Below are 23,183 nucleotides of genomic sequence, written 5' to 3' on the forward strand. Positions count from 1 at the left end.
TAAATTTGCAAAAATGTATCAGGTTCATGAGCGTTATATGCAGCGTTGTCTGCAGTTGGCAAAACTAGCGGTAGGAAATGTAGCTCCCAATCCGATGGTTGGCGCAGTACTGGTACATGCAGATATGATCATTGGAGAAGGTTATCATCAACAATATGGTGGTGCGCATGCTGAAGTGAATTGTATTAATGATGCACTTCAAAATCATCCTGAAAAGATTGCTTTCTCAACCTTATACGTATCGCTGGAGCCTTGCGCTCATTACGGAAAGACACCTCCTTGTGCTGATTTGATTATACAACACAAAATTCCGGAAGTTATAATTGGTTGCAGAGATAGCTTTGAAAAAGTAGATGGAAAGGGAATTGAAAAATTGCGTAAGGCAGGTGTTAAAGTAACGGTTGGTGTTATGGAAGCTGATGCGGTGCAATTAAACAAGGCATTCTTTACATTTCATCAAAGTAAACGACCTTATGTTATTCTAAAATGGGCGGAGACAGCCGACGGGTTAATTGCAGGTACAGGCAGCAATCGCTTAATGATCAGCAATGAATATTCAGCACGCGTTGTGCACAAATGGCGTAGCGAATCTGCTGCCATTATGGTTGGCGCTAACACAGCTAGTAAAGATGATCCCTTACTTGACAACAGATATTGGTTTAGTCCGTCACCTAAAAAGATAATTTTTGATCCTCATTTGAAAGTGTCTGCAACGCTGCGTTTATTTAATGGTAATGATGTTGTAATCATACTAAATACCCAAAAAGATGCTGTTTCAAAAAATATCATCTATTTAAAGATCAATAAAGCTGATATGATACAAGATGCAATGCATCAGTTGTTTTCAATGGAAATTCAAAGCGTTTTTGTAGAAGGCGGACAGCGTCTATTACAATCTTTTATTGATGCGGAAATATGGGATGAGGCTTTTGTTATCACTAATAAAAATCTTTTTGCTTATAATGGTTTGCCTTCACCTGCTCTGGCAAATCATATCAAACTAAACGAGCAGGCTTTAATTGGCGATCAACTCATACATTTCAAAAATAAAAACAATCAGTTTGTAAATGCAGCTACCGGATTATTTTAATACTATTAACTCAACAGGTACTGCAGAATTTAAGGATAAAGGCAGCCGGTTTGTTGCTATTGCTGTTCCTGTAAAAACAATTGCGGACTGCAAGCAAAGGATAGCGGAAGTCAAAAAGCAATATCCTAAAGCAAGCCATTATTGCTTTGCTTACAGATTAGGATTAGATAACAATCAATTTCGCGTAAGCGATGATGGTGAGCCTTCGGGATCTGCAGGCCGACCGATATTAGGACAGATCGATAGCAGAGGCGCTACAGATATATTAATTGTTGTTGTCAGGTATTTTGGCGGCACTTTATTAGGTGTTCCGGGTTTGATCAACGCATATAAGTCTGCCGCTGCAATGGTTCTACAAGTAATGCCTTTGATAAGAAAGCCTGTATTGATTCCATATCAACTACAATTTGATTATACGCAGATGAATGATATTATGATAGCCGTAAAGCAATTTGATTGCGAGATATTGAAACAGGATATTCAACTCTTTTGTGCTATGGATATTGGCATTCCCCAATACCGGCTTGATGAAACACTTATGAAACTCGGCGACGCAAGAGATATTTCTATTAAAGCGATTAAAAAATAGCTTCTTTTATTTCTGCAATAATTTCATGAAAACCAGTCTGGGTCTGCATTTTAGTCATATTTAAAGTGCTGGGTCTGACATCTTTGCATTAAATACCGGCTTGGATTTTGATTTGATAAATAAGAATTGTGTTTGAAATACGCAAACATATTTTTTCAAAAAAATGAATCGATAATTATGAATTTAGGAAACTTTACTATAAAAGCTGCAGAGGCATTTCAGCAGGCACAGCAAATTGCCTTTAACGCACAAAATCCAAATATTGAGACTGAACATATTCTGAAGTCCTTGCTCGAAAAGGAGGATTCTCCAATAGATTATCTGTTGAAAAAGAATAATGTTACCATTAACTTAGTCGAAACCAAGTTGAATGAATTGCTGGCTAAATTGCCTAAGTCTTCGGGTGAGCCTGCGCAGCAAATAAGTCGGGACGCTAACAATGTTATATTAAGAGCAGGTGCAGCCTTAAAGCAATTTAATGATGAGTTTATAACACCCGAGCATTTGCTTCTTGCAATTGTGGAAGGAAATGATGGAGCGGGTAAGTTATTAAAAGATGCTGGCTTAACTGCAAAAGGTCTTATTACTGCGATCAAGGAATTAAGACAGGGTTCAACTGTTTCATCTCAAACGCAATCTCAAGAATTTAACGCGCTGAATAAGTATGCAAAAAATTTGAATGAATTAGCACGCCAGGGCAAATTGGATCCTGTAATTGGCCGTGATGAAGAGATACGAAGAACGCTTCATATTTTAACGCGCAGAACAAAGAATAACCCTATTTTGGTAGGTGAGCCTGGTGTTGGTAAAACAGCTATTGCAGAAGGTATTGCGCATCGTATAGTAAATGGTGATGTACCAGAAAATCTAAAATCTAAAGTAATATATGCGTTGGATATGGGTTTACTTATAGCCGGCGCTAAGTATAAAGGAGAATTTGAAGAGCGATTGAAAGGCGTGGTAAAAGAGGTAAGTGGCAGCGACGGAGAGATCATTTTATTTATTGATGAAATACATACTTTGGTTGGCGCCGGAGGTGGTGAAGGTGCGATGGATGCGGCAAATATCTTAAAGCCAGCCCTTGCGCGTGGCGAATTGCGCGCAGTGGGTGCTACAACTTTAAATGAGTATCAAAAATTCTTTGAAAAAGATAAAGCTTTAGAACGCCGTTTTCAAAAAGTAATGGTGGATGAGCCTTCGGTTGAAGATGCTATTTCTATTTTGAGAGGTTTGAAGGATAAGTATGAAACGCACCATCATGTGCGGATCAAAGATGATGCGATTATTGCAGCAGTTGAGCTTTCGAGTCGCTATATTACTGATCGCTTTTTGCCTGATAAAGCCATTGATCTGATTGATGAAAGCGCAGCCAAGTTACGTCTTGAAATGAATTCAATGCCAGAGGAATTGGATAAGCTTGATCGCCAAATTCGCCAGCTTGAGATAGAAAGAGAAGCCATCAAGCGCGAAAATGATGACGAAAAGTTGAAGCAATTGAATACTGAAATAGCCAACCTTTCGGTGGAGCGCGATACATTGAAGGCTAAATGGTCGGAAGAAAAAGAATTAGTAGAACAGATACAAAGCGCAAAAGCTGGCATTGAAACATTAAAGGTTGAAGCTGAGCAGGCGGAGCGTAACGGCGATTACGGCAAAGTGGCTGAAATACGTTATGGCAAAATAAAAGAAGAAGAAGAGCGTATCGTAAAACTTACCAAAGAGTTGCAGACAGACAGCGAGAAAAGATTGTTGAAGGAAGAAGTGGATGCAGAAGATATTGCTGAAAGCGTAGCCAAATCTACAGGGATACCGGTTAGTAAAATGCTTCAAAACGATAAAGAAAAATTATTGCAGCTTGAAGACCATCTACATGAAAGAGTAGTGGGGCAGGATGAAGCTATATCTGCTGTTGCGGATGCTATTCGCAGAAGCCGTGCTGGTTTAAGCGACCCCAGAAAACCCATAGGCTCTTTCATATTTCTCGGAACTACAGGTGTTGGAAAACTGAACTAGCAAAAGCGCTTGCCGAATATCTGTTTGATGATGAAAGCATGATGACACGCATAGATATGAGTGAGTATCAGGAAAAACATACTGTTAGCCGATTAGTTGGTGCGCCTCCCGGCTACGTAGGTTATGATGAAGGAGGCCAGCTTACAGAAGCGGTGCGCCGTAAACCTTACAGTGTGGTTTTGTTGGATGAGATTGAAAAAGCACATCCTGATGTATGGAATGTGTTATTGCAAGTGTTAGATGACGGAAGGTTGACAGATAATAAGGGGCGTGTGGTGAATTTTAAAAATACCATTATTATCATGACAAGTAATATTGGTAGCCATTTAATACAAGAGGCGTTTGAAGATGTGACAGAGGAAACCGTAGATGAAGCAACAGACAAAGCCAGGGTTGAAGTGATGACACTTTTAAGAGAAACGGTAAGGCCAGAATTTCTAAACCGTGTAGACGAGATAATCATGTTTCACCCTTTATTGAAAGGCGATATCATCAGTATTATTAAAATACAACTAAACGATCTTAAAAAACAAGTGTTGCACAACAGCGGTTTACAATTAGAGTTTAGTGATTATGCGCTTGAGTTTTTGGCAGAGCAGGGTTTTGATCCGCAATTCGGTGCCCGCCCGCTTAAAAGGCTTATTCAAAAGGAAATAGTAAACAGGTTAAGTAAAAGAATATTAGCAGGTGACATTGATAGAAATACTCCTGTTTTAATTGATGTTTTTGATAATACGGTAGTCTTTAGAAATGAAACACAAGAAAAAATGTGATATAAATTCATGCGTTCAATTATGAGGCGCATGAATTTCTAATATTTAGAATCTTTATTGTTAATATTTTACCTTATTATTGGTGAGTTTTCTTGCCATGTTTTTCTTTCGGTAGGAGTATCTTTTGCCGACCGTAAAAAATTTGTAGACGTAAAAATATAATTATCCTCACCCACTCCTTATATTTGGGCAGTTTTTTGAGAAGACTGAATGGGAGGGGGAAAACATCTTGCCTAAATAAATTTTAAACATTATGAGTGTTAAAAAGGATGACGAAATAATAATAGAACCAAAGGATATTTTCGTTGGTAGCAAAGAAGCAACCGTCATTTTGATGGAGTTTGGAGAATACGAAAGTGAAGATTGTGCAAAGGCAAATGAAATTGTAAAACAAATTTTGACAGATTATGATGGAAAGGTCAAATTTAATTTTCGCCATTTTCCACAAACAAGAATACACCAACGTAGTTTAAAAGCTGCTGAAGCTGCAATAGCAGCTGCACAGGAAGATAAGTTTTGGGAAATGCATAATGAGCTGTTTCAAAATCGTAGAAATTTAGGCACTACCAGTTTAAAATTGCACTCTAAAGAAGCAGGTGTTAAGAATAAAAATTTTCTGGATGAGTTAGTAAATGGTACCTACGGCTGGCAGGTTCAGGATGACTTGAAAGAAGGCCTTGACAGAGGTGTTAAAGAAGTACCTACTTTCTTTGTAAATAATGAACTAGTGAAGGGTAAGCCAACCTATGCTTTACTAAGCTCAGCAATAGATGCTGCGTTAAAAAATAGTAAAAAGCCTGCTACATCAAAAGCCAAAGCTGCTCCTAAAAAGGCAGCAGTAGCAAAAGCAAAAACGAAAAAATAAATTAATTATTTAGTCTCAATCATTTTTGGTATTGTAAATGACGTTATAATACTATATACAAGTGAATATAAATGTATTACTTTCAACGAAACCCTTTATTGTAAAGGGTTTCGTTGGTTTTATCCTCTTCGGATAAGCATTATGTATGGGTTGATTTCCATATGTACCTCATTCTTTTGAACCATTCTTTTTTGTAATTTTTTAGTATAAGTATTGAATAATTTCGAAAGCTCTATTCGTGCCAAGGTTAAATTCTGTATTAATCAAAAAAATGTTTCTTATTATTTTTTTTATGTTGAATAAATGTGGATATTCGCCGTCCGTCTAAATTTTTTTGTCGTATATGCTTCGGGAAAATTATGGATGTTTTTGTTGATTTTTTAAGATTGTAGCACCCAATAAATTCACTGTTTCAATGGAGAAAAACGCCGATAAAGTTTGGTCAAATTGTTTGAAAATCATAAAGGATATTGTAGAGTGGCAACATTACAAAACATGGTTCGAACCAATTAAGGCAATTTCTTTAAAAAGTAATGTGCTTGTAATACAAGTACCCAGTCAATTCTTTTTTGAGTATCTTGAAGAGCATTATGTAAATTTACTGGCAAAAACGCTAAAGCGTGAGTTAGGCAAAGACGCCCGGTTGGAATATAGAATAATGGTTGATAGTGGAAATAGTAAAAACAAACCACTAACAATGGATGTTCCGGGTACTGGATACAAAACCTATTCTAATAACGAAATGGATTTTCCGCTCGTGATCAATAATTCTGTAAAAAACCCTTTTGTCATACCCGGCATTAAAAAATGCAGATTGATCCGCAGCTGAATGTAAATTATACATTTGATGCATATATTGAAGGAGATTGTAACAGAGTGGCAAGAAGAGCTGGGAAAACAGTAGCTGATAAACCTGGTGCTAACTCTTTTAATCCATTAGTAGTTTATGGCGGTGTTGGTTTGGGGAAAACCCATTTGGTACAAGCCATAGGAAATGAGGTTAAGCGGCTTAATCCTAACAAGATCGTTTTATATGTAAGTTCAGAAAAGTTCATCAATCAGTTTATGGATCATAGCCGCAACGGCGCCATAAATGATTTTATACATTTTTACCAATTAATAGATGTACTGATTGTTGACGATGTTCAGTTCTTTAGTAAAGCAGAAAAATCGCAGGATGCATTTTTTGCCATTTTTAATCACTTGCATCAGTCAGGAAAACAACTTGTCTTAACTTCAGATAAATCTCCAAAAGACCTGGACGGAGTTCAGGAAAGACTTTTAAGCCGTTTCAGATGGGGACTTAGTGCAGATCTGCAAATTCCTGATTACGAAACCCGCATAGAAATCCTGGAAAGAAAGATGAAGGCCGATGGGTTAGATATGCCCAAGGAAGTGGTAAAATATATTGCTTATAATATCAATAGTAATGTAAGAGAACTTGAAGGCGCTTTGATTTCTTTACTGGCGCAATCTTCTCTTAACAGAAGAGACATTGATCTTGAGTTGGCTAAAAAGGTGCTACGCAATTTCATTAAATCTTCGAGTAAAGAGATCACAATCGATACCATCCAAAAAATGGTATGTGATTATTTTGATGTTGCTTACGATAAACTTCTTCAAAAAACGAGGAAAAGGGAAATTGTACAGGCCCGTCAAATTACAATGTATCTGGCAAAAGCATTTACAAAAAATAGTTTAAAAACCATTGGCGAGCACTTTGGTGGTCGCGATCATACTACTGTAATACATTCATGTCAGACAGTAAAAGATCTTATGGATACGGATTCCTTGTTCAGAGAAAATGTATTAGAACTACATCAAAAAGTGCAGTTGGCTGCCATGTAAAATGCGGTACGATTTCTTATAAGAAATTGGAGAAAAAAACTATTAAAGAATAGCATCAACTTCAAACTTTTCTTATATATTTGCATCCCTTTTGGTGAGGTGGATGAGTGGCTGAAATCAGTAGTTTGCTAAACTGCCGTACGGGTTAAACTGTACCGCGGGTTCGAATCCCGCCCTCACCGCTAAAAGTTAAATCAATTAGCTCTAAGAGCCCGCAAATTCAGCGTTTACGGGCTTTTTTGATTTTTAGACCCTGTCAAAAAACCTCAAATAGCCCCAATTAATGTTGAATAAATCATTGAATACATAAAAATGCCAAAAAGTATTCAATGGTTTCGAGCAAACCCAGTCCCAGAAAGGGGTTCAGCGTTTCGACATCTTGACTTGTAAATAGCATTTCCGGACATTTATCACCGAAAAAAATGAACGATTTATGTTGGAAAAAAGCATGGGGTTATTTTTCTTTCTTAGAAAGCCCGTTAGGCATCAAAAAGGTAACCCTAAAATGGTCTATTTAAAAATTACTGTAGATGGTTTAGCTAATGAACTTTCTTGCGGCCGGAAATGGGATCCTCTAAGATGGAACATTAAAACAGGACGTGCTACAGGAACAAAAGAAGACGCCGTGGAGTTGAATACATACCTGAACACACTCCAAAATATGGCCTATACGGCGAAGCGGCAGTTACTTGAAAGAGGCAGGATCATTACCGCCAAAGCGATACTTGACGTAATGAAAGGCACGGAGGAACACATCCGTAAATTATTAATGCTTTTCCAAAAGCACAATGACGACATGAAAGAACTCATCGGAAAAGAGGTGGCCAGAGGCACCTGGGTGAATTTTCGGACTTCCCTGAATCACACGAAAGAATTCATAAAATATCGGTATAAGACTGACGATCTGAATATTCTTTCCCTGGATATGGATTTTGCAAAAGATTTTTATAACTGGCTTCGGGTCAAAAAGAAATGTTGTCGTAACAGTTCTCTGAAGAATATCGCAAATATGAAAAAAATAGTCAACGATTGTTTGGATCGGGGATGGTTAAAAGTGGATCCCTTTGCCAAATTCGATATGAGCCGCGATGAAGTAATTCCGACATTTTTAACAATGGCTGAGATAGATATGATCCTTAAAAAACCAATACCCAACGAACGGTTAAACAGAGTCCGGGATGTTTTTATTTTTTGCTGTTTCACAGGTTTGGCTTTCATTGACGTTAGTTTATTAAGGCGTTCAGAAATAGTTTCCGGATTTGATGGTAAGTACTGGATTACCAAGAGGCGGCAAAAGGCTGGGGTACTATCCCAGATTCCTTTACTGCCGATCTGTGTCGAGCTTTTGAAAAAATACGAGAATGATGAAATTTGCATTAAGAAGGATATGCTACTACCGGTAATATCAATACAAAATATAATTCCTACTTAAAGGAGATCGCCACAATATGCAAAATTGACAAAGAATTGACCACACATGTAGCCCGTCATACATTTGGAACAGCCGTTACTTTATCAAATGGGGTTCCCATAATGAGCGTAAAGAACATGCTGGGTCATAAAAAACTGGACCAAACCCTGCATTATTCAAGAGTTTTACCGGAACAACTAAGTAAGGATATGGATAATCTCAGCGCACGATTGCAAGAAATCTGAGCAGTACTGGAGAAGTTAGCAAAAGGGTGCAATCACCAAGAGCTGCACCTTTTACTAACTCTCTTGTTTCTTTAGTTATGCTGCGTATCTGATTCACATTCTTTAAAGTATACCAAAGTTTTCATTCCGGGATGGTAGGATGGTATATAAATGATATAGTCCATATCCTGTAGCTGTTGCATATACTTGTGATAAGTATCAAATGCTTTTATTCTTGCAAGATACATAATAGCCCCTCTGGAGATCTGGACTGTATTTCCTTTGCCATGGATTGACCATAGATCACAAAGTGCGAGATAAATGACTAAATGATAACACCGACTTCTCGGATCACGCATGAGAACCTCAAAACCTTCCAGGGGCCGCTAAGCATTTTTGGAAATAGGAGCATTCAACACTTTTTTCTGCAATAAGGAATGTATCCGGGCTAATTCATAATAATGAACTCCGCCAATTTTGGAGGATGATAGTATACCCTTAACCCTAAGCCGTTGAAGTTTGCTATCTGATATTTCTAACATATTTCTGACTTCGGCTGCTTTCAACCATTTTTTTCATTTCTGTGAAAGTTTTTACACACCATTAATGCATCAGTTATTTCTTTAACTAGTTCGTTCTTAAACTCCTCTAATTCAATTTTATTTAACACGATTATTTCCATAACTCAAAGTTTGCTATTCACAAATCCTTTATCGGGCGATCATAAATTTATCCACCCATCTCCACTAAATACACCAAACTCCCCAACACGGGGCTGTGTGACCGGATATATTTAATATACCCGTAGTCTTCCAGCTCCCGCATACATTTATGATAAGTTGTTCTCCCCACTTTTGCAACTTCCCGTATCCGGGTCTGCGTTACCTGAATCGGGTTCTGTGCATTATTCATGCACCATTGCTGAAACAGGGCAGTGTATATCACTACGTGGTGGGGCCCAATTCTATGATCACCACTCGCACGAATCAAAAATCCTATCAACTGCTTCAAATACATACTTCACATTTTTTTCTGAACCATCCTATTAATCATATTATCTTTCCAGATCCAATCCCTTCGATCTTTTTGTCTCAATTTCATTTACGGCAATCTTGCCTTCCAATATCTTTTTTACATCATCTTCAAGTAAACTTATAGATCGAAAAATATAGAGTCCTTTATCAGTAGGTGCCATCAGGATATACTTGCAGGCTTCAAAGGCGGTCTTATGAAAAGTAATATCCTTGTCAGCGAGTGTATCTCCTTTAATCTGAATAGCGGCGAACCTGTGATCACGCGCTCGTTCAAAAGCTAATCTGTCTTTAAACGTTTCTATCTCGGCCTTATCAATGCCGTTGAATATTTCAGCTCCCATTTCACCAGGTTTTAATGCATTTTAAATAGTTGTGACATATAATCGCTGGCAGCCGCGCCTGACGCCACACTTAAGTCCGCGATTGCTCCACCCATATCACACATCGTAACAACGAACCATTTACCTATTTTTTAAACATCTTAGTAGCATATACGGCGTTGCCTCTGGAGATAATCTGTGTATGATCAACTCCATTTGTATGATGTACTCCTTCGAGTTGAGCGGCATGGAAAAATTCATTTGCTCCAGGACGCTGCATCCATCGGTATGCTGAATGTCTGGCGATAGAAGCTACTTTCAAAATGACTTCTTTATCACCTACTGACAGATCGCTTTGCAACACATCTTTTTCAAAGCGACTGACGGTTTGCTTCAGGACAGGATAGTTAGAGGTGTCAACAGGTGGCTTATGCATGATTCCGATTAACCTGAGCAAATTGGATTTCACAGAATCACTCCATCGGCAGTGATCGATAAACTCATGCATATTGATAGCGGCGTCATTTACAATCTGCGGAATCTCGTTAAAGTGATCAGCGGAAAGCACCGGCCAGTTTTTCATTCGGTAGAATTGACGAATAAATCCGTAGGAGTTATCAAAACCATACAGGCTCCTGGAAGATGGTTGTTTCTCTAAAGAATCTAAAATCAGGTTATGCCAGACACCAAAACTATCATAAGGATTAAGAACATTACCGGGTAAGATATCTGCAACAATCGCAATAGGTTTACTATTGTTGTTCTTGGTACAATTTGAAAAGCTAATTGAAAAAAGTCCCAACAGCACGATCCAATACACACGATTTTTCATTGTTTAATTTTGATAGATAAATAAATTGCAGCCGTACCCTCCATGTCGCAATGCGACGCGGAGTTACTTATTGATATGAAGAAGAAAATCAGAACACCAGCCAGGCCTTTGTAAGCTTCTTGTTGGTAATAGGAAGCTGCAAATGTCTGCCTCCGTTCGCTTCTTGTATTTCTATTAGAAATTTCTTTTTGTCCGGTATCGTGAAGCCAGGTACAGCAATGACCAGTTTTTGCGCTGACCTGCTATAGATGCATTTTTGATTGCCCAAGATATAGGCGGGTTTTATTTCGATTTCCTGGGAAGCGGTTCGTTTAGCGGTTTTAGCATCTTTAATATATAATCGAAGTTGCCGGATAGGATAATCTATCCAAGAGTTATTTTTCAATTCCAGTTGAAAGTAGATGATCCCGCCTGCTGCATAAACGCCTTTGAGTGATAACCCTATTTTGTAGGATTTAACTTTACAGGATCTGATAAAGGGTTGTTTATTAAATACCCTTGAAGCGTTGCTGCTTATTTTATCGGTTGTCGCCTCGGAATTAAAAATGCCCCATTTATTATCAGGCGCACCTTCCATTTTTACGTTAAGGATTGCGGGGTCGTATTCGTAATGTAATAGATAAGAGTAAAATCTTCCGTCAGCTGTAATAACGGTTAAATTGGTCTCGTTAAGGTCAGGGATAGCGGCTTTAATCTGCAAAACATTTTCAACACCAGAGGCCTTTTGTACTAAGACATCCGCCGCCCCCCTGTCTACACTTTTGATGGCATAAGGAAAGATAATATTTGTGGTTTTAGTATCGCTGATACCTAACAGGTAGGGTTTCAGCGCGGCACTTCTTTTTCCTGTGCCCAGGCGGATACATGCGCAATAAAAATGAACACCACGATCCATACTACACTTTGTCTTTTCATTTTCTAATTTTTAAGATTTACAAAAACTTGTTTACACACCAACAATCGTCATTCACATTCACTATTGACATTTCACCATTCACTCTTTATGTTTCTCATCCCAGAGAAGCACGCGGTAACCAGCTTTAACGGTCACGCGTACCAGCTTTACTTTCTTGCTTAAAAACTTTTAGCAGCTTCCACTCCAAGGCTCGCTGCTTGCATACCAACAGAGGGGCTAACAGTACTGAAGCCTAACCCTTGTAATCCCCGGTCAGTACCTTGTTGCATTACTTCGCGGGATATAGCTCCCGGCACGCGTATTCCTTCGAGACCATCCAAATCGTACACTGTTAACTGAACGGGCAGAAGACGCGATTTATATCGGAAGCCATTAATGGTGATTTTCAACCGTTCGCCATTTAAGTTGGCCACACCATACACAAAAGTTGCTTTGGGTATTAAAACGCCATTAATAAAAATGTCATCGGTCAGTCGTAGCTTCACGGTTGCGCCGTTTACAAGAGTTTGCGTTTGATGTACCACAGCATTTATAGCAGTGATGCCACTTGTTGAACTATCAGCATTATCAATCGAAAAAAAGCCATTGTTATCCTTTTCATCATTGGAGATGGTAGATAGACCTAATGTTGATGCTTCCAGTTTGTCATTACCTGCCATGACAGCAAATACCTGTCCTTTGTTTTTTTCTGAAGCCTGGCGTAACTGCTGTTTCACTTTATCTGGATTTTGTATAGCAATAATTTTATCGAGCATCTGATCCAGTTGCGTGAGCTCAGGATCTTGTCCACTGGATTGCATTTGCTGCATTGCGGATTCGAGCTGACTGATTTCAGGAGTGTAGGAGGGAGTGGGAGTGGGGTCCGTTGTAGTCTGAGGCTCTGGTTCTTTTGAAAGTTCCTGCCGCAACTTTGATAGTCGCTTATACACTTTTATTTCATTAGGATCTCTTTTTGCATCATCAGTATAAGTTTCAACATCAGGTTTGCCAAATATTTTTTCAGCAAGAGCTGCTTCCGATACGTTTTCCATGCTTATAAACTCCTGCTCGTTACTGTCTGTATTTTTAATGAAGGGATCATTCCTTAACTGTTGCTCACGTTTCTGAGCCTCTTTCTCAGCCAACTCATAATACTTAAGTTTATTCCAGTTGCTGTCCGATGGAGGAGTTGCTGATGGCAGGTTTAGATTCATGCCATGCTTGGTTAAAGATGCCTGATTGCCGCCGTAAGCGCCACCAACAAAAGCAAACGCCCATAATAGCAGGATGATAAATGGTAAAACCAATATAGGAGCCACCAATAAAAATTTTCTTAAAGTCAATTTTTTTACAGGTATCATTGCTTCACTTTTCATTCGTATTTTTTATAGTTTTTTAATAATAATCCGATAGCTATACCGGAGATACGCTTTTATATTTTTTAGTTAGCCTTTTTCGATTCAGTTGTATTTAATTGATACATTTTTTCTAACTGGCGTAAGCTATCCAGCAAGCCGGGACGAAAAATTTTGATGCTATCCCATACTCGTTGCCCTTCCCTGGTTTGTTGCAAGCTGTCTATCTGTAATTGGATTCTTTGTAGATACCCAAACTGTAGCGCCTTCCACTTGGGTGATCGACTGCTATCCTTTTTACTTATATGTTTAGATATGCTAATGGAGCCTATCTTTGAGCTTTCGGAAAAACCTTTTAGTGAATGCCAGATAGTAAAAACTACAGTAGCGCCAAACACAAGACAGAATAGGATTAGCCCCATCGTTAATTGTTTAGTAGAAAGGGCTGCGCATTTTTGATTCAGGTGAGCCGCTAACCTTCGCTGATGTTTTTCCATCCACGCATTCACTTTTTCAAAAGCCAGCACAAACACTGATCTTTTATCTTTAATTCGCATCTTCATTCTGAAAATAATTTTATCTTCATCATTCATCATTCATCATTCATCATTCATCATTCACCTTCACTCAAGTCAACGCTCACTTACCTTTATATCCTTATTGTCCACGATCTCCCAGCGTTCTATTAAAAATCCATGTGTATTGTTATCGCTTTGCACAAGTCCTGTCCGAATTGTTCCAGCTGTTATAATTTCCCTGATTAGAGTGGAGGTCGGCCTGGTGATATACTGTTTGCCGGTACACCTGAATCTGTAAGGTTTTTTATCGGTGTCTACTTCGATATGTTCAATTTCAATCGTCTGAGAAATATTACCTGATATCAGATTGTTATAAAACCCCGCTTCTTTCATGTTCTGATAAATCCTTTGTGCCGAACCATCTGCCAGGTAGAGCGCTTTTGTAATTTGTTGACGGATGGCCTTTTCGTCTGGTGAAAGGGTAAAGAAAAGCGTGTGAAAAGTCCGGATATGATCGCGAAGCTCCACAGGTATATTTCTTTTCTGGGCAATCGCTTCAACCAGCTTGCCATTGACCAGTACATATACTTTACCGTTATTAACTGCCAGTACTTTTGTAGTGCGATAGATTACAAACACACTTATTATAATAGCCCCCATTACGATCAGCATGGTGAACAGCCGTACCTGTCTGAATGCGGTATCAATATTTTTCATTTTCTCAAACATCATTTACCTTTTATTTTATCCTGCATGTATCCGGTACTTTCCTTCGTATTATCACCGGATTTATATCCTTCGTAAATATTGTATGGCGCTTTGGCCAGGTTTGAAGCACCTATTGCCATTGTAGAAGCCGCTGTGCCAGTAACAGCACCGGCAACGCCACCCGCCGCCATCGCAGCACCGGTTGCACGGCCCGTAAGAGAATCTCCGCCACCCACCCAAAGAATATGATTGGCGATTGAGGGTACCGAGAAATATCCAAAAATGCCGATGATTAGAAAGATCATATAACCCATATCCGTGCGGCTAAAAAAGTATCTCCCTGCTGAACAACCTGGTCAATATCAATTTTGAGCATCTGCTGCTGTATCTTGCCAATCACCGCTCCAAAGAGGTTGGCAATAGGTAGCCATAGAAATACATTTACATATCGTGCCAGCCAGTGTTTGAGCGTATGACCAAAGCCATCAAAGACCGATAATCCAAAAGCCAATGGCCCGAGAATAGCCATAATAAGTAAGTTGAATGTGCGCATGGTATTAATAGCCAGCGATGCAGCAGCAAAGAGCAGTTGCAAAACTTCTGATATGACTTCTTTGATCCCGTTTCGGAAATTGTAACTGGCTTTAGACATGGCAAAGCGAATATTATTGCCAATAGCATCCATCCATCCTTCGTCTGTAGGATCCTGATTGGGGTGTGTGTATTTATACCATTTGTCCCGGTCGCCTTCACCAGAAGGGCCTACATAAATTTGATAGAGGTCGGAGTTTTTTAAAGCTTCTTCTTTTTGTTTCAATAAGACTTCAATAGCAGCATCGGAGCTGGCTACCATATTTTTAGTACCAGTTACGGTGGGCTGCATTACGCCGTTGATCAATGCAATAACTGAAGGAAAAATAGCAACCGCAAAGCCAATAACAAAGGGTCTGAATAGCGGATAAAAATCTATAGACTCTGCACGCGCAATATGTCCCCAAACGCGGGCAGCGATATACCAAAGTGCAGCAAATCCGGCAATACCGCGGCCAACACCGATCAGTTCACTGCAAAGTGGCAGCATTTCTGTATATAGCCGCTCGAGCACTACATGAAAACTTTCCAAATCTTCCGCCCAGCCGCTTACAACCTGTGCATGGCTAACCATGGGCGTCATCACTGTCACTACTGCGATTAGTATCGCAGGTTTCCAATCCCTTGTCATAGCTCTTATTTATAAAATTCTTTTAATACTTTGATTTCACCTGCTTGCCGGCTTCGCTGTATACTTAAGAGTGCTGCCTGCTGATTGAACCGGCGCAGGAAATGCAATTTATCTGACATGTCTTCATAGATATCATCAATAGCCTTTAAGCGCTCTTCATCAGACATGCGTAAATTTCCAGATGTAATTACAGCCAGCAAATCATCCAGGTTGGCCAGGGCTGAGCTGGTTAGTCCGCTATAAACTTTTGATAAATATTCCAGTTCCTTTACAGATAATTGTTCACTGTTTTTAAACCGGTTGAATGCTGATTTATACTCGCTGACGATACGAAGCTGGTAGTTGATAATATCTCCGATACGCTTATATTTTTTCACCGCAGGGCTTACTTCCATCAGGTCGTCTAAAAACACCTGGTGCAGTTTAAAATTACCTTCAGCGATATTTTTAACAGTATTATAGCCACCCGTTAAAAGGGTGTAACCTTTTTCATATCCGATAAGATACTTTTGAATTGGCTAAGCTTTTCAATGTTCAATGCCAATTGTGCCAGTTCATCCGCCTGGGCTATTGCTTTGTAGCTGGTCAACAGCCCCGCACTCATTACCCACAAAATCACACACCACTTTTTCATAACCTTTATTAATTGTTGGATTATCAATCAGGATAAATTCGGTTCATCACATGAATATCTTTTTGCGCCAACCGCTTTTGCAGTTCCATTTTAGCAAGTTGCATGGACAGGGTTTGTATAAATTCATGTCTTTCTTTTACTTCCTTGTAGACCAGCAGGATCCTCCTGATTCGCTCATCGTCACTCATCTCGTAGTTACCGTTGTCTAACACCCGGTTTAATTCATGAGTTAACTGATCGCAATCTTTTCTAACGTCATTCAACACATTCTTAATGTAACGTAGTTCGTTACTGGAGAAGTAAGGGCTTTTTTGAATCATCTTTATTGCCGCATCAATAAATAAATCAATGTACGATTGAAGCAGAATGATTTCAGAAGCCCTGCTGTTGCTTTTAACATTAAGACTAACATGCTGTAATCGGTTAAAGAATATTTTGTCCAGGCTTACATGGCCATTTTTTAAACTACCGATGGTGTTCAATCCATCTTTTACTATTGTGTATCCCTTTTGCAAATAGCTTCCGTACATTTTAAGTGCAACTATTTGTTGCATTAGGTACTGCCGCTGTGTTTGCTTTTGGCTAAACCATTCTTTGATGCCCTGACTATGTGCTGACAGGGATGAGAACATAGAATAAAAAATAATTATAAGTATATATCGTTTCATTTCTTTATCCTTTACTTTTATACCTGAAATGCTTGAATTATCTTTGAGAGAAATATCAGTTAAATGAGTATCGCTAAATCATATCGAGTTTCGAGCGCTCAGGCGCCATCGATATTCGCGCTGCTGGTTGACAATATCAGCCGGATGAGTGCGGCCGAACAAAAGGTTTTGTGGTTGCAACTCAATAAAAAAAGGTAGGCGTCCTTGCCAGGGAGATAGATGATAATGTTGCTAAAAACAGCCTGTCTTCTGAGGATATTAATTCATTAATTACTGAAGCCAAAAATTATGGCAGGAAGAAAAAAGGTTAAACGCTTTGTCGTTGATTTACTGCACCCCATACATTTCTTTTAAAACCTTGACCTCCTGTATGTCTCTTGCCCTTTGCAGACTTAACTTAATATTCTGTCGGTTAAATAATCTTAAGTCAGCTAATACCGTATCTATGCCGTCAGCCGCTTTAGCAATCAATTGCAGCCGCTTACCATCTGTCATCGTCAAGCCACTGATACGGACAACCTGTAACAATTGATCTAAACTTCTGAGGCTTTCTCTAATCATGCCTGTGTAGACCCGGGTCATATAAGCAATCTCTTCAGCGGAGAAATTTTTATCTTGCTTAAACAACTCGAACGCCCTTTTGTATTCCTGAACAATTCGTAGCTGTTTAGTCATGATATCACGCACTCTTTTGTAGTTGGCAACAGCGTTTTTTATTTTACTGAGTTCTTCGTAATACTTTTGATATTGCTGCTTATGTTTGCTTGTCCAATCAGATATTTCATCGAGTTTTACTTTTGATAGCGTATTTTCAAGCGTCTGTTGTGCATTCTGTAGCCAGATGGTTTTGTTCTGTAATCGTTGAACCGCCAGATCCATCGCTTTGATGACTTTTACCAAAGCCGCTTTTACAACTGCCCACACGATCGCGTGGCTTTGCTTCGTCGGTGCAAATATCAATACACCACTTAGGGCTGCGATCATCCATATCTTTTTCACTATTTTCATGCTATCAATAGTTTTTGATTATTGCCTACCGGTTATTTATCCGCTGCTAATTCATATTCCAACGCTCCCAGCATTACTCTTTGTTGATCGTCTGAGAACAGCAGGATCTTACCATTATTTTCTACCTTTATTAACTGAGCTTTTTCATCCATGATGCCTGTCCACGTTTGTTTATGACTTTCGGGAGGTTTAAGCTGGCCATTTAGAATCCGGTGATAAGTAGACCGTTTTTCAATTTTATATACCTTTTCATTAACAGGTTTGATAATCAGCGTGTCAGTGCCGGTAGCAAACTCATGGTCAATACTTCTTGTAAAAGTGCCTGCCGCTCGCTCTTGTCCGGCTCCGCAGGAAATGATTCCAATGATTAGTAAAGCCCAGTATACATTTTTCATGTGTATATTTTTTATAGTTTATATTGTTCACATGGATCCGATAGCTCTTGGATTTTAGCATAAGAAAGTCTTCATTTTTTTATTTCGGCTGCCAGGTGTTTAATACCTGCCTGCATATCTCCATGTTTTGCGGCATAACTCTGAACCTTGACCTTCTCGGTCTCTTCTGTCGTGTAGGCCAGGTATTCTTCCCGACTTACTTCTGTTCGATAAACCTTCGAGAGCGTGCCGCCCAGGCTGATAAATACTTCTTTATATTTGTGCAATGGATCATTAGCTTTATTAACTGATAATACCAGCGCTTTTTCTTTCTCTGTCAATCCCAATAATTCCTGTATCTGGTCAAACTTGTTCTGGTATTTACTTTGATCGAGCAGTATCTTACAATCGCTGTTATTAATGATCGCCTGCCTGACAATGGGAGAGGAGATGATATCTTCAATATCCTGCGTTACAACAATAGCCTCTCCAAAAAATTTACGTACCGTTTTAAAAAGGTATTTAATATATTCAGCAAAGCCATCTCTCATCAGTGCCTTCCATGCTTCCTCTATCAGGATTACCTTACGTACACCTTTTAGCTTGCGCATCTTTGATATAAAAACTTCCATGATGATCAGTGTCACTACTGGAAATAACACGGCATGATCTTTAATATTGTCCAGCTCAAAAACAATAAAGCGCTGTTGTAATAAATCCAGATGCTCCCGGGCGTTTAACAAATAATCAAATTCGCCACCTTTATAAAAGGGTCTAAGCACAAACAGAAAATTATCTATATCAAAATCTTTTTCTTTAACCTTGTCTTTTTGAAGCACTTCTACAAAATCCATCTGCAGGTATTCATAGAAGCTATTGAAGCCTGGAAAAATGTCGGAATTTTTTTCCAGTTTGTCAAAGTATCCTTGCAGGGCATTCGATAAAGCGACATACTCACTCCTTCTAAAACTTTCATCATCTTTTTTCCAAAGTGCGAGTAGTAAGGTTTTGATGCTTTCTTTCTTTTCGGTATCTGGTAGGTTTCCTTCGCCGATATAGAAGGGATTAAAGCGGATGGGATCAGTCTCGGAGTAGGTAAAATAGTATCCGTTAACCAGGTCACACAAACCTCTATAGCTATGACCTACATCCACAAGCACGATATGGGTTCCCTGCTCATAATAACTGCGGAGCATATGGTTGGTAAAAAAGCTTTTTCCACTACCGGAGGGACCCAGGATAAATTTGTTACGGTTGGTACAGATGCCTTTTTGAACCGGCTCGTCTGATATATCGACATGCACTGGTTTACCTGTTAGGCGGTCACCTAAACGCAGGCCAAATGGACTAATCGAATCCTGGTAATTGGTTTCCAGGTTCAAAAAACAACAGGCTTGTTCCGCAAACATGTCAAAGGTTTCATTGAGAGGCAGATCAGCGGCATTGCCAGGTATGCCCGCCCACCAAATTTGAGCTGCTCCTGCTGTTTCTAATTTTGTGGTAGCTTCCATCTGCGCCATAGCTGAGGTGACCAGGTTTTTTAATTCTTTAAGTTCGTCCCGGTGTTCTGACCAAACCAGCACATTGAAGTGGGCTTTTACAGGTAGGCGTTGTTCGCTTACGCATTCATTTAAAAAGTCGGCAACAGCATCGCGGGCAATAGCATTTTCTCGTGAATAGGCTGCAAGTGATTGTAAACGCAACCTTTTACTTTCCAGTTTTTTCATCGTCTGACCTCCATCACCAATAACGAGATACTGGTTATAGATATGATTACAGGGAAGCAATAGTCCCAAAGAAGCAACAAAACCAATGGAAAACTTAGTCCTGTCGGTACCGTACTTATCATAGTTGATCCTGGAGCCACAAAACGATGGCAGGTCTGTTACATCAGCCAGCGTAAAGAGTTGGCAATATTTATTACCTACTTTAAACCTGTCCTTTAATTCCAGATCATAAATGATGCGCTGAGCCGGATCTTCGGATAAAGCGCAATACTGCTCTATCAGTCCCACCTTATTTTTTTGACTATAAATATCTTTTTCTTTCAGTCGATCTAGTGTGATGCCTGCATCTTTTAGTATTCTTGCAAACTGACCGGCACTATCCTCAAAAGCCGATTGAATTAGCGGATCCATCGTTTGCCTGGGTGCAATGGTCGGTTGTATTAGAGTGGATAAAACGGAACTTGCAGGCTTTCTGTCCTCAGGTATCCGGGTTAAAGTGATATAGCAGTCATGTTTTAAATAAGGCCGCTCATTAAAATATAGATCACTGCTTCGGGAAAGAAAATTTTTATCCCTTTGGGAAAAACCCGGTTGATAGGTAGCGCTGATAAAAAATCCTGTTTGTGAAAAATAGTTCCTTTAGGCAATATTTTGATGGCCTTAATAAAGCTCTGATGCATTGTTTCATAATTAGCATCAGAGAGGGTAAAGATCTCTGGTAGCGCTACTTTGAATACGATAGAGATATCACCTCGCTTACTTAAAATCATATTATGCGCTACATCCATTATCGGTAGTAGATCCGCCATTAGTCTTTCCATATCATTTTTGTTTTACTCATTACTCATCATTAATTACTGCTGCTCACCATAGCTTCGCTTCTTCATAAATACGCTTCGACTTCTGTTAGTTATCAGGGTGGGTACCCGCATGTGTCCGGTCTTTTTCATCAATCCGTGTTCTCCATACTTGCCGCTCATTGCATATACTTTTTTAAAGAGCATCATTGCAAGTGCGATGATTAATCCCAGGCATACAAACATGTTGATGCCGATGATATACAGGATTGCAAATGTCAGTAACAACAATACCAGTCCACCGCCAAGCCACCAGATATACTGCGCTTTAAGTCCCCGAAACATAACAGGCTGATTGACTCCTTTATTGATCTTATAAACGCTTGTCATAACTATAGTCCAAAAAAGCTTCTAAGCACAGTTGCTACAATAACAAGGAAAATGCAGCTACCAAACCAGCTGGCTGCGATCTGGCCGGTATGAGGATCTCCCGAACTCCAACGCTGGTATACTCGTACAGCGCCAATCAAACCTAATACCGCGCCCACCGCATACATCAGGTTAATGCCTACGTCGAAGTATTGCCTTACCAGAGAATTGGCTTCCTGGATTCCTGCTGATCCGTCCTGGGCTCTTGCATAAAATCTTTGCAAGAGTAGTATTACGACCAACGCCGGTTTCATTGTTTTACTGAACATGTACGTATTCATATATTTTATTTATCCTGTTGCCGCTAACGCTCGGGGAGTATTAGATAAAGCCCGAAAGCCAGCTGCATTCAAAAATTAGGTGGCCCCGGTTCCCGCTCCATCCCACCAAACCTTATCGCTGCAAATGGGAACACAGGGCCATATCTTTAGCTATCGCCAGATAGCATTTAAATCATCGTTATTAAGTTTGATCCCGAGCCGGTGTTCCGCCTCTTTTTGAAAATGATTCGTTACTGATACTTCATAGGTAGTACCCTGGATGCCAGGATATTGATGCACTTTAGTCTGTAGTTGTTCGATCAGGTTGCCTTTATTTATCGGAGCATTGGAGTTGTTACTAAAGAGTGTTTTACAGTCCTGTAACAATTCAAGAACAGTTGTATTCAACAGCCTGGCTTTCCCAGGATCATCGATTGTAGATTCAGAGGTTTCGATTGCAGACGCATTATGATTTATTTTTTAAAACGGCTGGCTAGCTTCAACACTTCAGTTCGGTAACACACGGCCAGCACAGCCGAATAATATATTAATAGAAATAGGATCAGATAGATAAATAATTGCTGCCAGGTTATTGCATTTTGCATATTGTTCGTTTTAACTGTTACTGCCATTTTATCGTGAATGACTATATTGCAAATAAACAGTCGTGAAGAAGCCATTTCAAGTCCAACTTTTTTTTGTACCCTTTTGTACCCTAATACTCCTTGATTTTCAATCTTATTTTTTCTAAAATTTCCATAGCTATTTTTTTATCCCTGGGTTCTGAGTTGTAAGATTTGCTACGCATGCTGTCTGCTGATATGGTTTCCTTACGTGCGGTAGACAAATGAGGTGAAATATCCTTAAACACATCATTAAGAGATCGGGCGCTGATAATTCTTTCATCATCGGCAGCTCTAAGGATTAAAGCCATTTGATCAATAGAAAGGTTACAAAGAATTTTTTGTGTGGGCTTAACAGGGTCTTTGGTGATTTTAGAAGTTGGTGCCGTGGATAAAACTGCCAGATGCTGTAACTCCGCTTTAAACCACCTGTTTATTATGGAGCTAATATTTTCAAGACTTTCATTATAGCGGACTGTTTTCTTTTTGCATAGCTGGCGGAAACTTTTGTAAAGCCGGTTCAACTGGATTGATTTTTGGGTAGCAGCATCAAAGAGATCAACGCGCTTCTTTATTTTATCTGTCAGGTAATAAATAAATTTTTTACTGTTGAAGTTGTGATAGATTAGTTGGATGTCAAAGGTGTTGTAGCATGGATCCCGTTGTTCGATGGTTTTAATTTGCTTTAAGCTTTTGATAAGTCTTTTTTGTATTCGATGTCTTTGTAAGTGATACAAGGATTGGTATGATTGGTTTGGGCGGTATCCTGCAACATTTCTTTGATGATTGTTGTTACCTGTTTGGCATCAGGGTAGCGTTCAGTAATTTGCTCCAGATAAATACCAGCTTCATCAAAATCGATCCTGGCGCGGTGGAGATAGTGGACAGATACGCGGTTTTTGGAACATAGTATCAGAGGGTATCTTGATTCAATCCATGTAAGCATATCTTCCAGAAACGTATGTA

At 39.3% G+C, this 23,183-nt stretch carries 29 protein-coding genes, 1 tRNA gene and 1 pseudogene; 10 read left to right on the forward strand and 21 right to left on the reverse strand.

The genetic code is table 11. From position 1 onward, the window contains the following. Positions 1-13 precede the first annotated feature (13 nt). The 10 genes from ribD to MKP09_RS27990 all read left to right on the forward strand — a co-directional run bounded on the left by ribD (position 14) and on the right by MKP09_RS27990 (position 8,834). Positions 14-1,090, forward strand: coding sequence for a bifunctional diaminohydroxyphosphoribosylaminopyrimidine deaminase/5-amino-6-(5-phosphoribosylamino)uracil reductase RibD (gene ribD / locus MKP09_RS08385; RefSeq protein ID WP_240827270.1), 1,077 nt, complete (start codon positions 14-16; stop codon positions 1,088-1,090). Further along, entirely contained in the window at positions 1,068-1,679 is a 612-nt protein-coding gene (locus tag MKP09_RS08390; protein WP_240827271.1) for an IMPACT family protein, read from the forward strand. Before ribD ends, MKP09_RS08390 begins: the two co-directional genes overlap by 23 nt. Before the next feature lie 177 nt (positions 1,680-1,856). Then, positions 1,857-3,692, forward strand: coding sequence for an ATP-dependent Clp protease ATP-binding subunit (locus MKP09_RS08395; RefSeq protein WP_317235200.1), 1,836 nt, complete (start codon positions 1,857-1,859; stop codon positions 3,690-3,692). Between the two features lie 38 nt (positions 3,693-3,730). Next, positions 3,731-4,465: an AAA family ATPase gene (locus MKP09_RS28635; RefSeq protein ID WP_317235201.1), complete on the forward strand. Its 735-nt coding sequence runs from the start codon at positions 3,731-3,733 to the stop codon at positions 4,463-4,465. A 253-nt stretch (positions 4,466-4,718) separates the two neighbouring features. Continuing rightward, on the forward strand, positions 4,719-5,330 hold the full coding sequence (locus MKP09_RS08400) for a DsbA family protein (RefSeq protein WP_240827272.1): 612 nt from the start codon (positions 4,719-4,721) through the stop codon (positions 5,328-5,330). A gap of 451 nt (positions 5,331-5,781) precedes the next feature. After that, positions 5,782-6,159, forward strand: coding sequence for a DnaA N-terminal domain-containing protein (locus MKP09_RS08405; protein WP_240827273.1), 378 nt, complete (start codon positions 5,782-5,784; stop codon positions 6,157-6,159). Beyond that, on the forward strand, positions 6,138-7,178 hold the full coding sequence (gene dnaA / locus MKP09_RS08410) for a chromosomal replication initiator protein DnaA (protein ID WP_240827274.1): 1,041 nt from the start codon (positions 6,138-6,140) through the stop codon (positions 7,176-7,178). Before MKP09_RS08405 ends, dnaA begins: the two co-directional genes overlap by 22 nt. A gap of 93 nt (positions 7,179-7,271) precedes the next feature. After that, a tRNA-Ser gene (locus MKP09_RS08415) sits at positions 7,272-7,360 on the forward strand. A gap of 251 nt (positions 7,361-7,611) precedes the next feature. Continuing rightward, positions 7,612-8,610 (forward strand): site-specific integrase, encoded by a 999-nt coding sequence (locus tag MKP09_RS08420; RefSeq protein WP_240827275.1) that lies wholly within the window; start codon positions 7,612-7,614, stop codon positions 8,608-8,610. Positions 8,611-8,645: 35 nt separating this feature from the next. Beyond that, positions 8,646-8,834, forward strand: coding sequence for a tyrosine-type recombinase/integrase (locus MKP09_RS27990; RefSeq protein ID WP_394801011.1), 189 nt, complete (start codon positions 8,646-8,648; stop codon positions 8,832-8,834). Between the two features lie 365 nt (positions 8,835-9,199). Here MKP09_RS27990 and MKP09_RS08425 read toward each other — a convergent pair whose 3' ends face one another. The 21 genes and pseudogenes from MKP09_RS08425 to MKP09_RS08530 all read right to left on the reverse strand — a co-directional run bounded on the left by MKP09_RS08425 (position 9,200) and on the right by MKP09_RS08530 (position 23,163). Further along, positions 9,200-9,379, reverse strand: a complete 180-nt coding sequence (locus MKP09_RS08425; protein WP_240827276.1) for a helix-turn-helix domain-containing protein — start codon at positions 9,377-9,379, stop codon at positions 9,200-9,202. A 163-nt stretch (positions 9,380-9,542) separates the two neighbouring features. Further along, positions 9,543-9,824, reverse strand: a complete 282-nt coding sequence (locus tag MKP09_RS08430) for a hypothetical protein (protein WP_240827277.1) — start codon at positions 9,822-9,824, stop codon at positions 9,543-9,545. Between the two features lie 43 nt (positions 9,825-9,867). Beyond that, positions 9,868-10,188, reverse strand: a complete 321-nt coding sequence (locus tag MKP09_RS08435) for a hypothetical protein (RefSeq protein WP_240827278.1) — start codon at positions 10,186-10,188, stop codon at positions 9,868-9,870. 124 nt (positions 10,189-10,312) lie between these two features. Then, positions 10,313-10,999 carry a hypothetical protein gene (locus MKP09_RS08440; protein WP_240827279.1) on the reverse strand — a complete coding sequence of 229 codons (687 nt, stop codon included), beginning with the start codon at positions 10,997-10,999 and terminating at the stop codon, positions 10,313-10,315. 88 nt (positions 11,000-11,087) lie between these two features. Further along, positions 11,088-11,894, reverse strand: coding sequence for a conjugative transposon protein TraN (gene traN, locus MKP09_RS08445; protein ID WP_240827280.1), 807 nt, complete (start codon positions 11,892-11,894; stop codon positions 11,088-11,090). A gap of 179 nt (positions 11,895-12,073) precedes the next feature. Further along, the gene (traM, locus tag MKP09_RS08450) at positions 12,074-13,270 is read right to left on the reverse strand and encodes a conjugative transposon protein TraM (protein ID WP_240827281.1); all 1,197 of its coding nucleotides are present in this window, start codon (positions 13,268-13,270) and stop codon (positions 12,074-12,076) included. A 65-nt stretch (positions 13,271-13,335) separates the two neighbouring features. Then, positions 13,336-13,845, reverse strand: a complete 510-nt coding sequence (locus MKP09_RS08455) for a hypothetical protein (protein ID WP_240827282.1) — start codon at positions 13,843-13,845, stop codon at positions 13,336-13,338. Between the two features lie 36 nt (positions 13,846-13,881). Continuing rightward, a complete protein-coding gene (gene traK / locus MKP09_RS08460) occupies positions 13,882-14,499 on the reverse strand; it encodes a conjugative transposon protein TraK (RefSeq protein ID WP_240827283.1) in 618 nt (205 codons plus the stop codon). Continuing rightward, a pseudogene (gene traJ / locus MKP09_RS08470) lies at positions 14,496-15,697 on the reverse strand (conjugative transposon protein TraJ). The gene traK and the pseudogene traJ overlap by 4 nt, the downstream one beginning before the upstream one ends. A gap of 5 nt (positions 15,698-15,702) precedes the next feature. Next, positions 15,703-16,110 carry a hypothetical protein gene (locus MKP09_RS08475; RefSeq protein ID WP_240827286.1) on the reverse strand — a complete coding sequence of 136 codons (408 nt, stop codon included), beginning with the start codon at positions 16,108-16,110 and terminating at the stop codon, positions 15,703-15,705. A 56-nt stretch (positions 16,111-16,166) separates the two neighbouring features. After that, a complete protein-coding gene (locus MKP09_RS08480; protein WP_240827287.1) occupies positions 16,167-16,331 on the reverse strand; it encodes a hypothetical protein in 165 nt (54 codons plus the stop codon). A gap of 23 nt (positions 16,332-16,354) precedes the next feature. After that, positions 16,355-16,999 (reverse strand): hypothetical protein, encoded by a 645-nt coding sequence (locus MKP09_RS08485; protein WP_240827288.1) that lies wholly within the window; start codon positions 16,997-16,999, stop codon positions 16,355-16,357. 327 nt (positions 17,000-17,326) lie between these two features. After that, the gene (locus tag MKP09_RS08490; protein WP_240827289.1) at positions 17,327-18,007 is read right to left on the reverse strand and encodes a conjugal transfer protein TraI; all 681 of its coding nucleotides are present in this window, start codon (positions 18,005-18,007) and stop codon (positions 17,327-17,329) included. Positions 18,008-18,039: 32 nt separating this feature from the next. Continuing rightward, positions 18,040-18,402, reverse strand: a complete 363-nt coding sequence (locus MKP09_RS08495) for a hypothetical protein (protein WP_240827290.1) — start codon at positions 18,400-18,402, stop codon at positions 18,040-18,042. Between the two features lie 71 nt (positions 18,403-18,473). Continuing rightward, the gene (locus MKP09_RS08500) at positions 18,474-20,717 is read right to left on the reverse strand and encodes a TraG family conjugative transposon ATPase (RefSeq protein ID WP_240829435.1); all 2,244 of its coding nucleotides are present in this window, start codon (positions 20,715-20,717) and stop codon (positions 18,474-18,476) included. Continuing rightward, complete coding sequence (locus tag MKP09_RS28640) at positions 20,624-20,917, reverse strand: DUF3875 domain-containing protein (RefSeq protein WP_240827291.1); 294 nt, start codon at positions 20,915-20,917, stop codon at positions 20,624-20,626. The genes MKP09_RS08500 and MKP09_RS28640 overlap by 94 nt, the downstream gene beginning before the upstream one ends. 45 nt (positions 20,918-20,962) lie before the next feature. Next, the gene (locus MKP09_RS08510) at positions 20,963-21,295 is read right to left on the reverse strand and encodes a DUF4133 domain-containing protein (RefSeq protein ID WP_240827292.1); all 333 of its coding nucleotides are present in this window, start codon (positions 21,293-21,295) and stop codon (positions 20,963-20,965) included. A 2-nt stretch (positions 21,296-21,297) separates the two neighbouring features. Next, positions 21,298-21,615, reverse strand: a complete 318-nt coding sequence (locus tag MKP09_RS08515) for a DUF4134 domain-containing protein (protein ID WP_449586583.1) — start codon at positions 21,613-21,615, stop codon at positions 21,298-21,300. A gap of 150 nt (positions 21,616-21,765) precedes the next feature. Beyond that, positions 21,766-22,002: a hypothetical protein gene (locus MKP09_RS08520; RefSeq protein WP_240827293.1), complete on the reverse strand. Its 237-nt coding sequence runs from the start codon at positions 22,000-22,002 to the stop codon at positions 21,766-21,768. A gap of 307 nt (positions 22,003-22,309) precedes the next feature. Next, positions 22,310-22,741, reverse strand: coding sequence for a hypothetical protein (locus MKP09_RS08525; RefSeq protein ID WP_240827294.1), 432 nt, complete (start codon positions 22,739-22,741; stop codon positions 22,310-22,312). A gap of 161 nt (positions 22,742-22,902) precedes the next feature. Next, on the reverse strand, positions 22,903-23,163 hold the full coding sequence (locus MKP09_RS08530; protein WP_240827295.1) for a hypothetical protein: 261 nt from the start codon (positions 23,161-23,163) through the stop codon (positions 22,903-22,905). Positions 23,164-23,183: the final 20 nt, after the last annotated feature.

It is taken from the genome of Paraniabella ginsengisoli, from assembly GCF_022513635.1.
Lineage (GTDB): Bacteria > Bacteroidota > Bacteroidia > Chitinophagales > Chitinophagaceae > Niabella > Niabella ginsengisoli.

What these genes read in the sequence shown, in the direction of transcription:
- MKP09_RS08510 (WP_240827292.1), bottom strand. Translation starts at nt 21,295, where the DNA reads ATGACAAGCGTTTATAAGATCAATAAAGGAGTCAATCAGCCTGTTATG.
- MKP09_RS08480 (WP_240827287.1), bottom strand. Translation starts at nt 16,331, where the DNA reads ATGAAAAAGTGGTGTGTGATTTTGTGGGTAATGAGTGCGGGGCTGTTG.
- MKP09_RS28640 (WP_240827291.1), bottom strand. Translation starts at nt 20,917, where the DNA reads ATGGCGGATCTACTACCGATAATGGATGTAGCGCATAATATGATTTTA.
- MKP09_RS28635 (WP_317235201.1), top strand. Translation starts at nt 3,731, where the DNA reads ATGATGACACGCATAGATATGAGTGAGTATCAGGAAAAACATACTGTT.
- MKP09_RS08390 (WP_240827271.1), top strand. Translation starts at nt 1,068, where the DNA reads ATGCAGCTACCGGATTATTTTAATACTATTAACTCAACAGGTACTGCA.
- MKP09_RS08495 (WP_240827290.1), bottom strand. Translation starts at nt 18,402, where the DNA reads ATGAAAAATGTATACTGGGCTTTACTAATCATTGGAATCATTTCCTGC.
- dnaA (WP_240827274.1), top strand. Translation starts at nt 6,138, where the DNA reads ATGCAGATTGATCCGCAGCTGAATGTAAATTATACATTTGATGCATAT.
- MKP09_RS08530 (WP_240827295.1), bottom strand. Translation starts at nt 23,163, where the DNA reads ATGCTTACATGGATTGAATCAAGATACCCTCTGATACTATGTTCCAAA.
- traN (WP_240827280.1), bottom strand. Translation starts at nt 11,894, where the DNA reads ATGGATCGTGGTGTTCATTTTTATTGCGCATGTATCCGCCTGGGCACA.
- ribD (WP_240827270.1), top strand. Translation starts at nt 14, where the DNA reads ATGTATCAGGTTCATGAGCGTTATATGCAGCGTTGTCTGCAGTTGGCA.
- MKP09_RS08420 (WP_240827275.1), top strand. Translation starts at nt 7,612, where the DNA reads ATGTTGGAAAAAAGCATGGGGTTATTTTTCTTTCTTAGAAAGCCCGTT.
- MKP09_RS08400 (WP_240827272.1), top strand. Translation starts at nt 4,719, where the DNA reads ATGAGTGTTAAAAAGGATGACGAAATAATAATAGAACCAAAGGATATT.
- MKP09_RS08455 (WP_240827282.1), bottom strand. Translation starts at nt 13,845, where the DNA reads ATGATGAATGATGAAGATAAAATTATTTTCAGAATGAAGATGCGAATT.
- MKP09_RS08490 (WP_240827289.1), bottom strand. Translation starts at nt 18,007, where the DNA reads ATGAAAATAGTGAAAAAGATATGGATGATCGCAGCCCTAAGTGGTGTA.
- traM (WP_240827281.1), bottom strand. Translation starts at nt 13,270, where the DNA reads ATGAAAAGTGAAGCAATGATACCTGTAAAAAAATTGACTTTAAGAAAA.
- MKP09_RS08435 (WP_240827278.1), bottom strand. Translation starts at nt 10,188, where the DNA reads ATGGGAGCTGAAATATTCAACGGCATTGATAAGGCCGAGATAGAAACG.
- MKP09_RS08440 (WP_240827279.1), bottom strand. Translation starts at nt 10,999, where the DNA reads ATGAAAAATCGTGTGTATTGGATCGTGCTGTTGGGACTTTTTTCAATT.
- MKP09_RS08395 (WP_317235200.1), top strand. Translation starts at nt 1,857, where the DNA reads ATGAATTTAGGAAACTTTACTATAAAAGCTGCAGAGGCATTTCAGCAG.
- traK (WP_240827283.1), bottom strand. Translation starts at nt 14,499, where the DNA reads ATGATGTTTGAGAAAATGAAAAATATTGATACCGCATTCAGACAGGTA.
- MKP09_RS08515 (WP_449586583.1), bottom strand. Translation starts at nt 21,615, where the DNA reads ATGAATACGTACATGTTCAGTAAAACAATGAAACCGGCGTTGGTCGTA.
- MKP09_RS08485 (WP_240827288.1), bottom strand. Translation starts at nt 16,999, where the DNA reads ATGAAACGATATATACTTATAATTATTTTTTATTCTATGTTCTCATCC.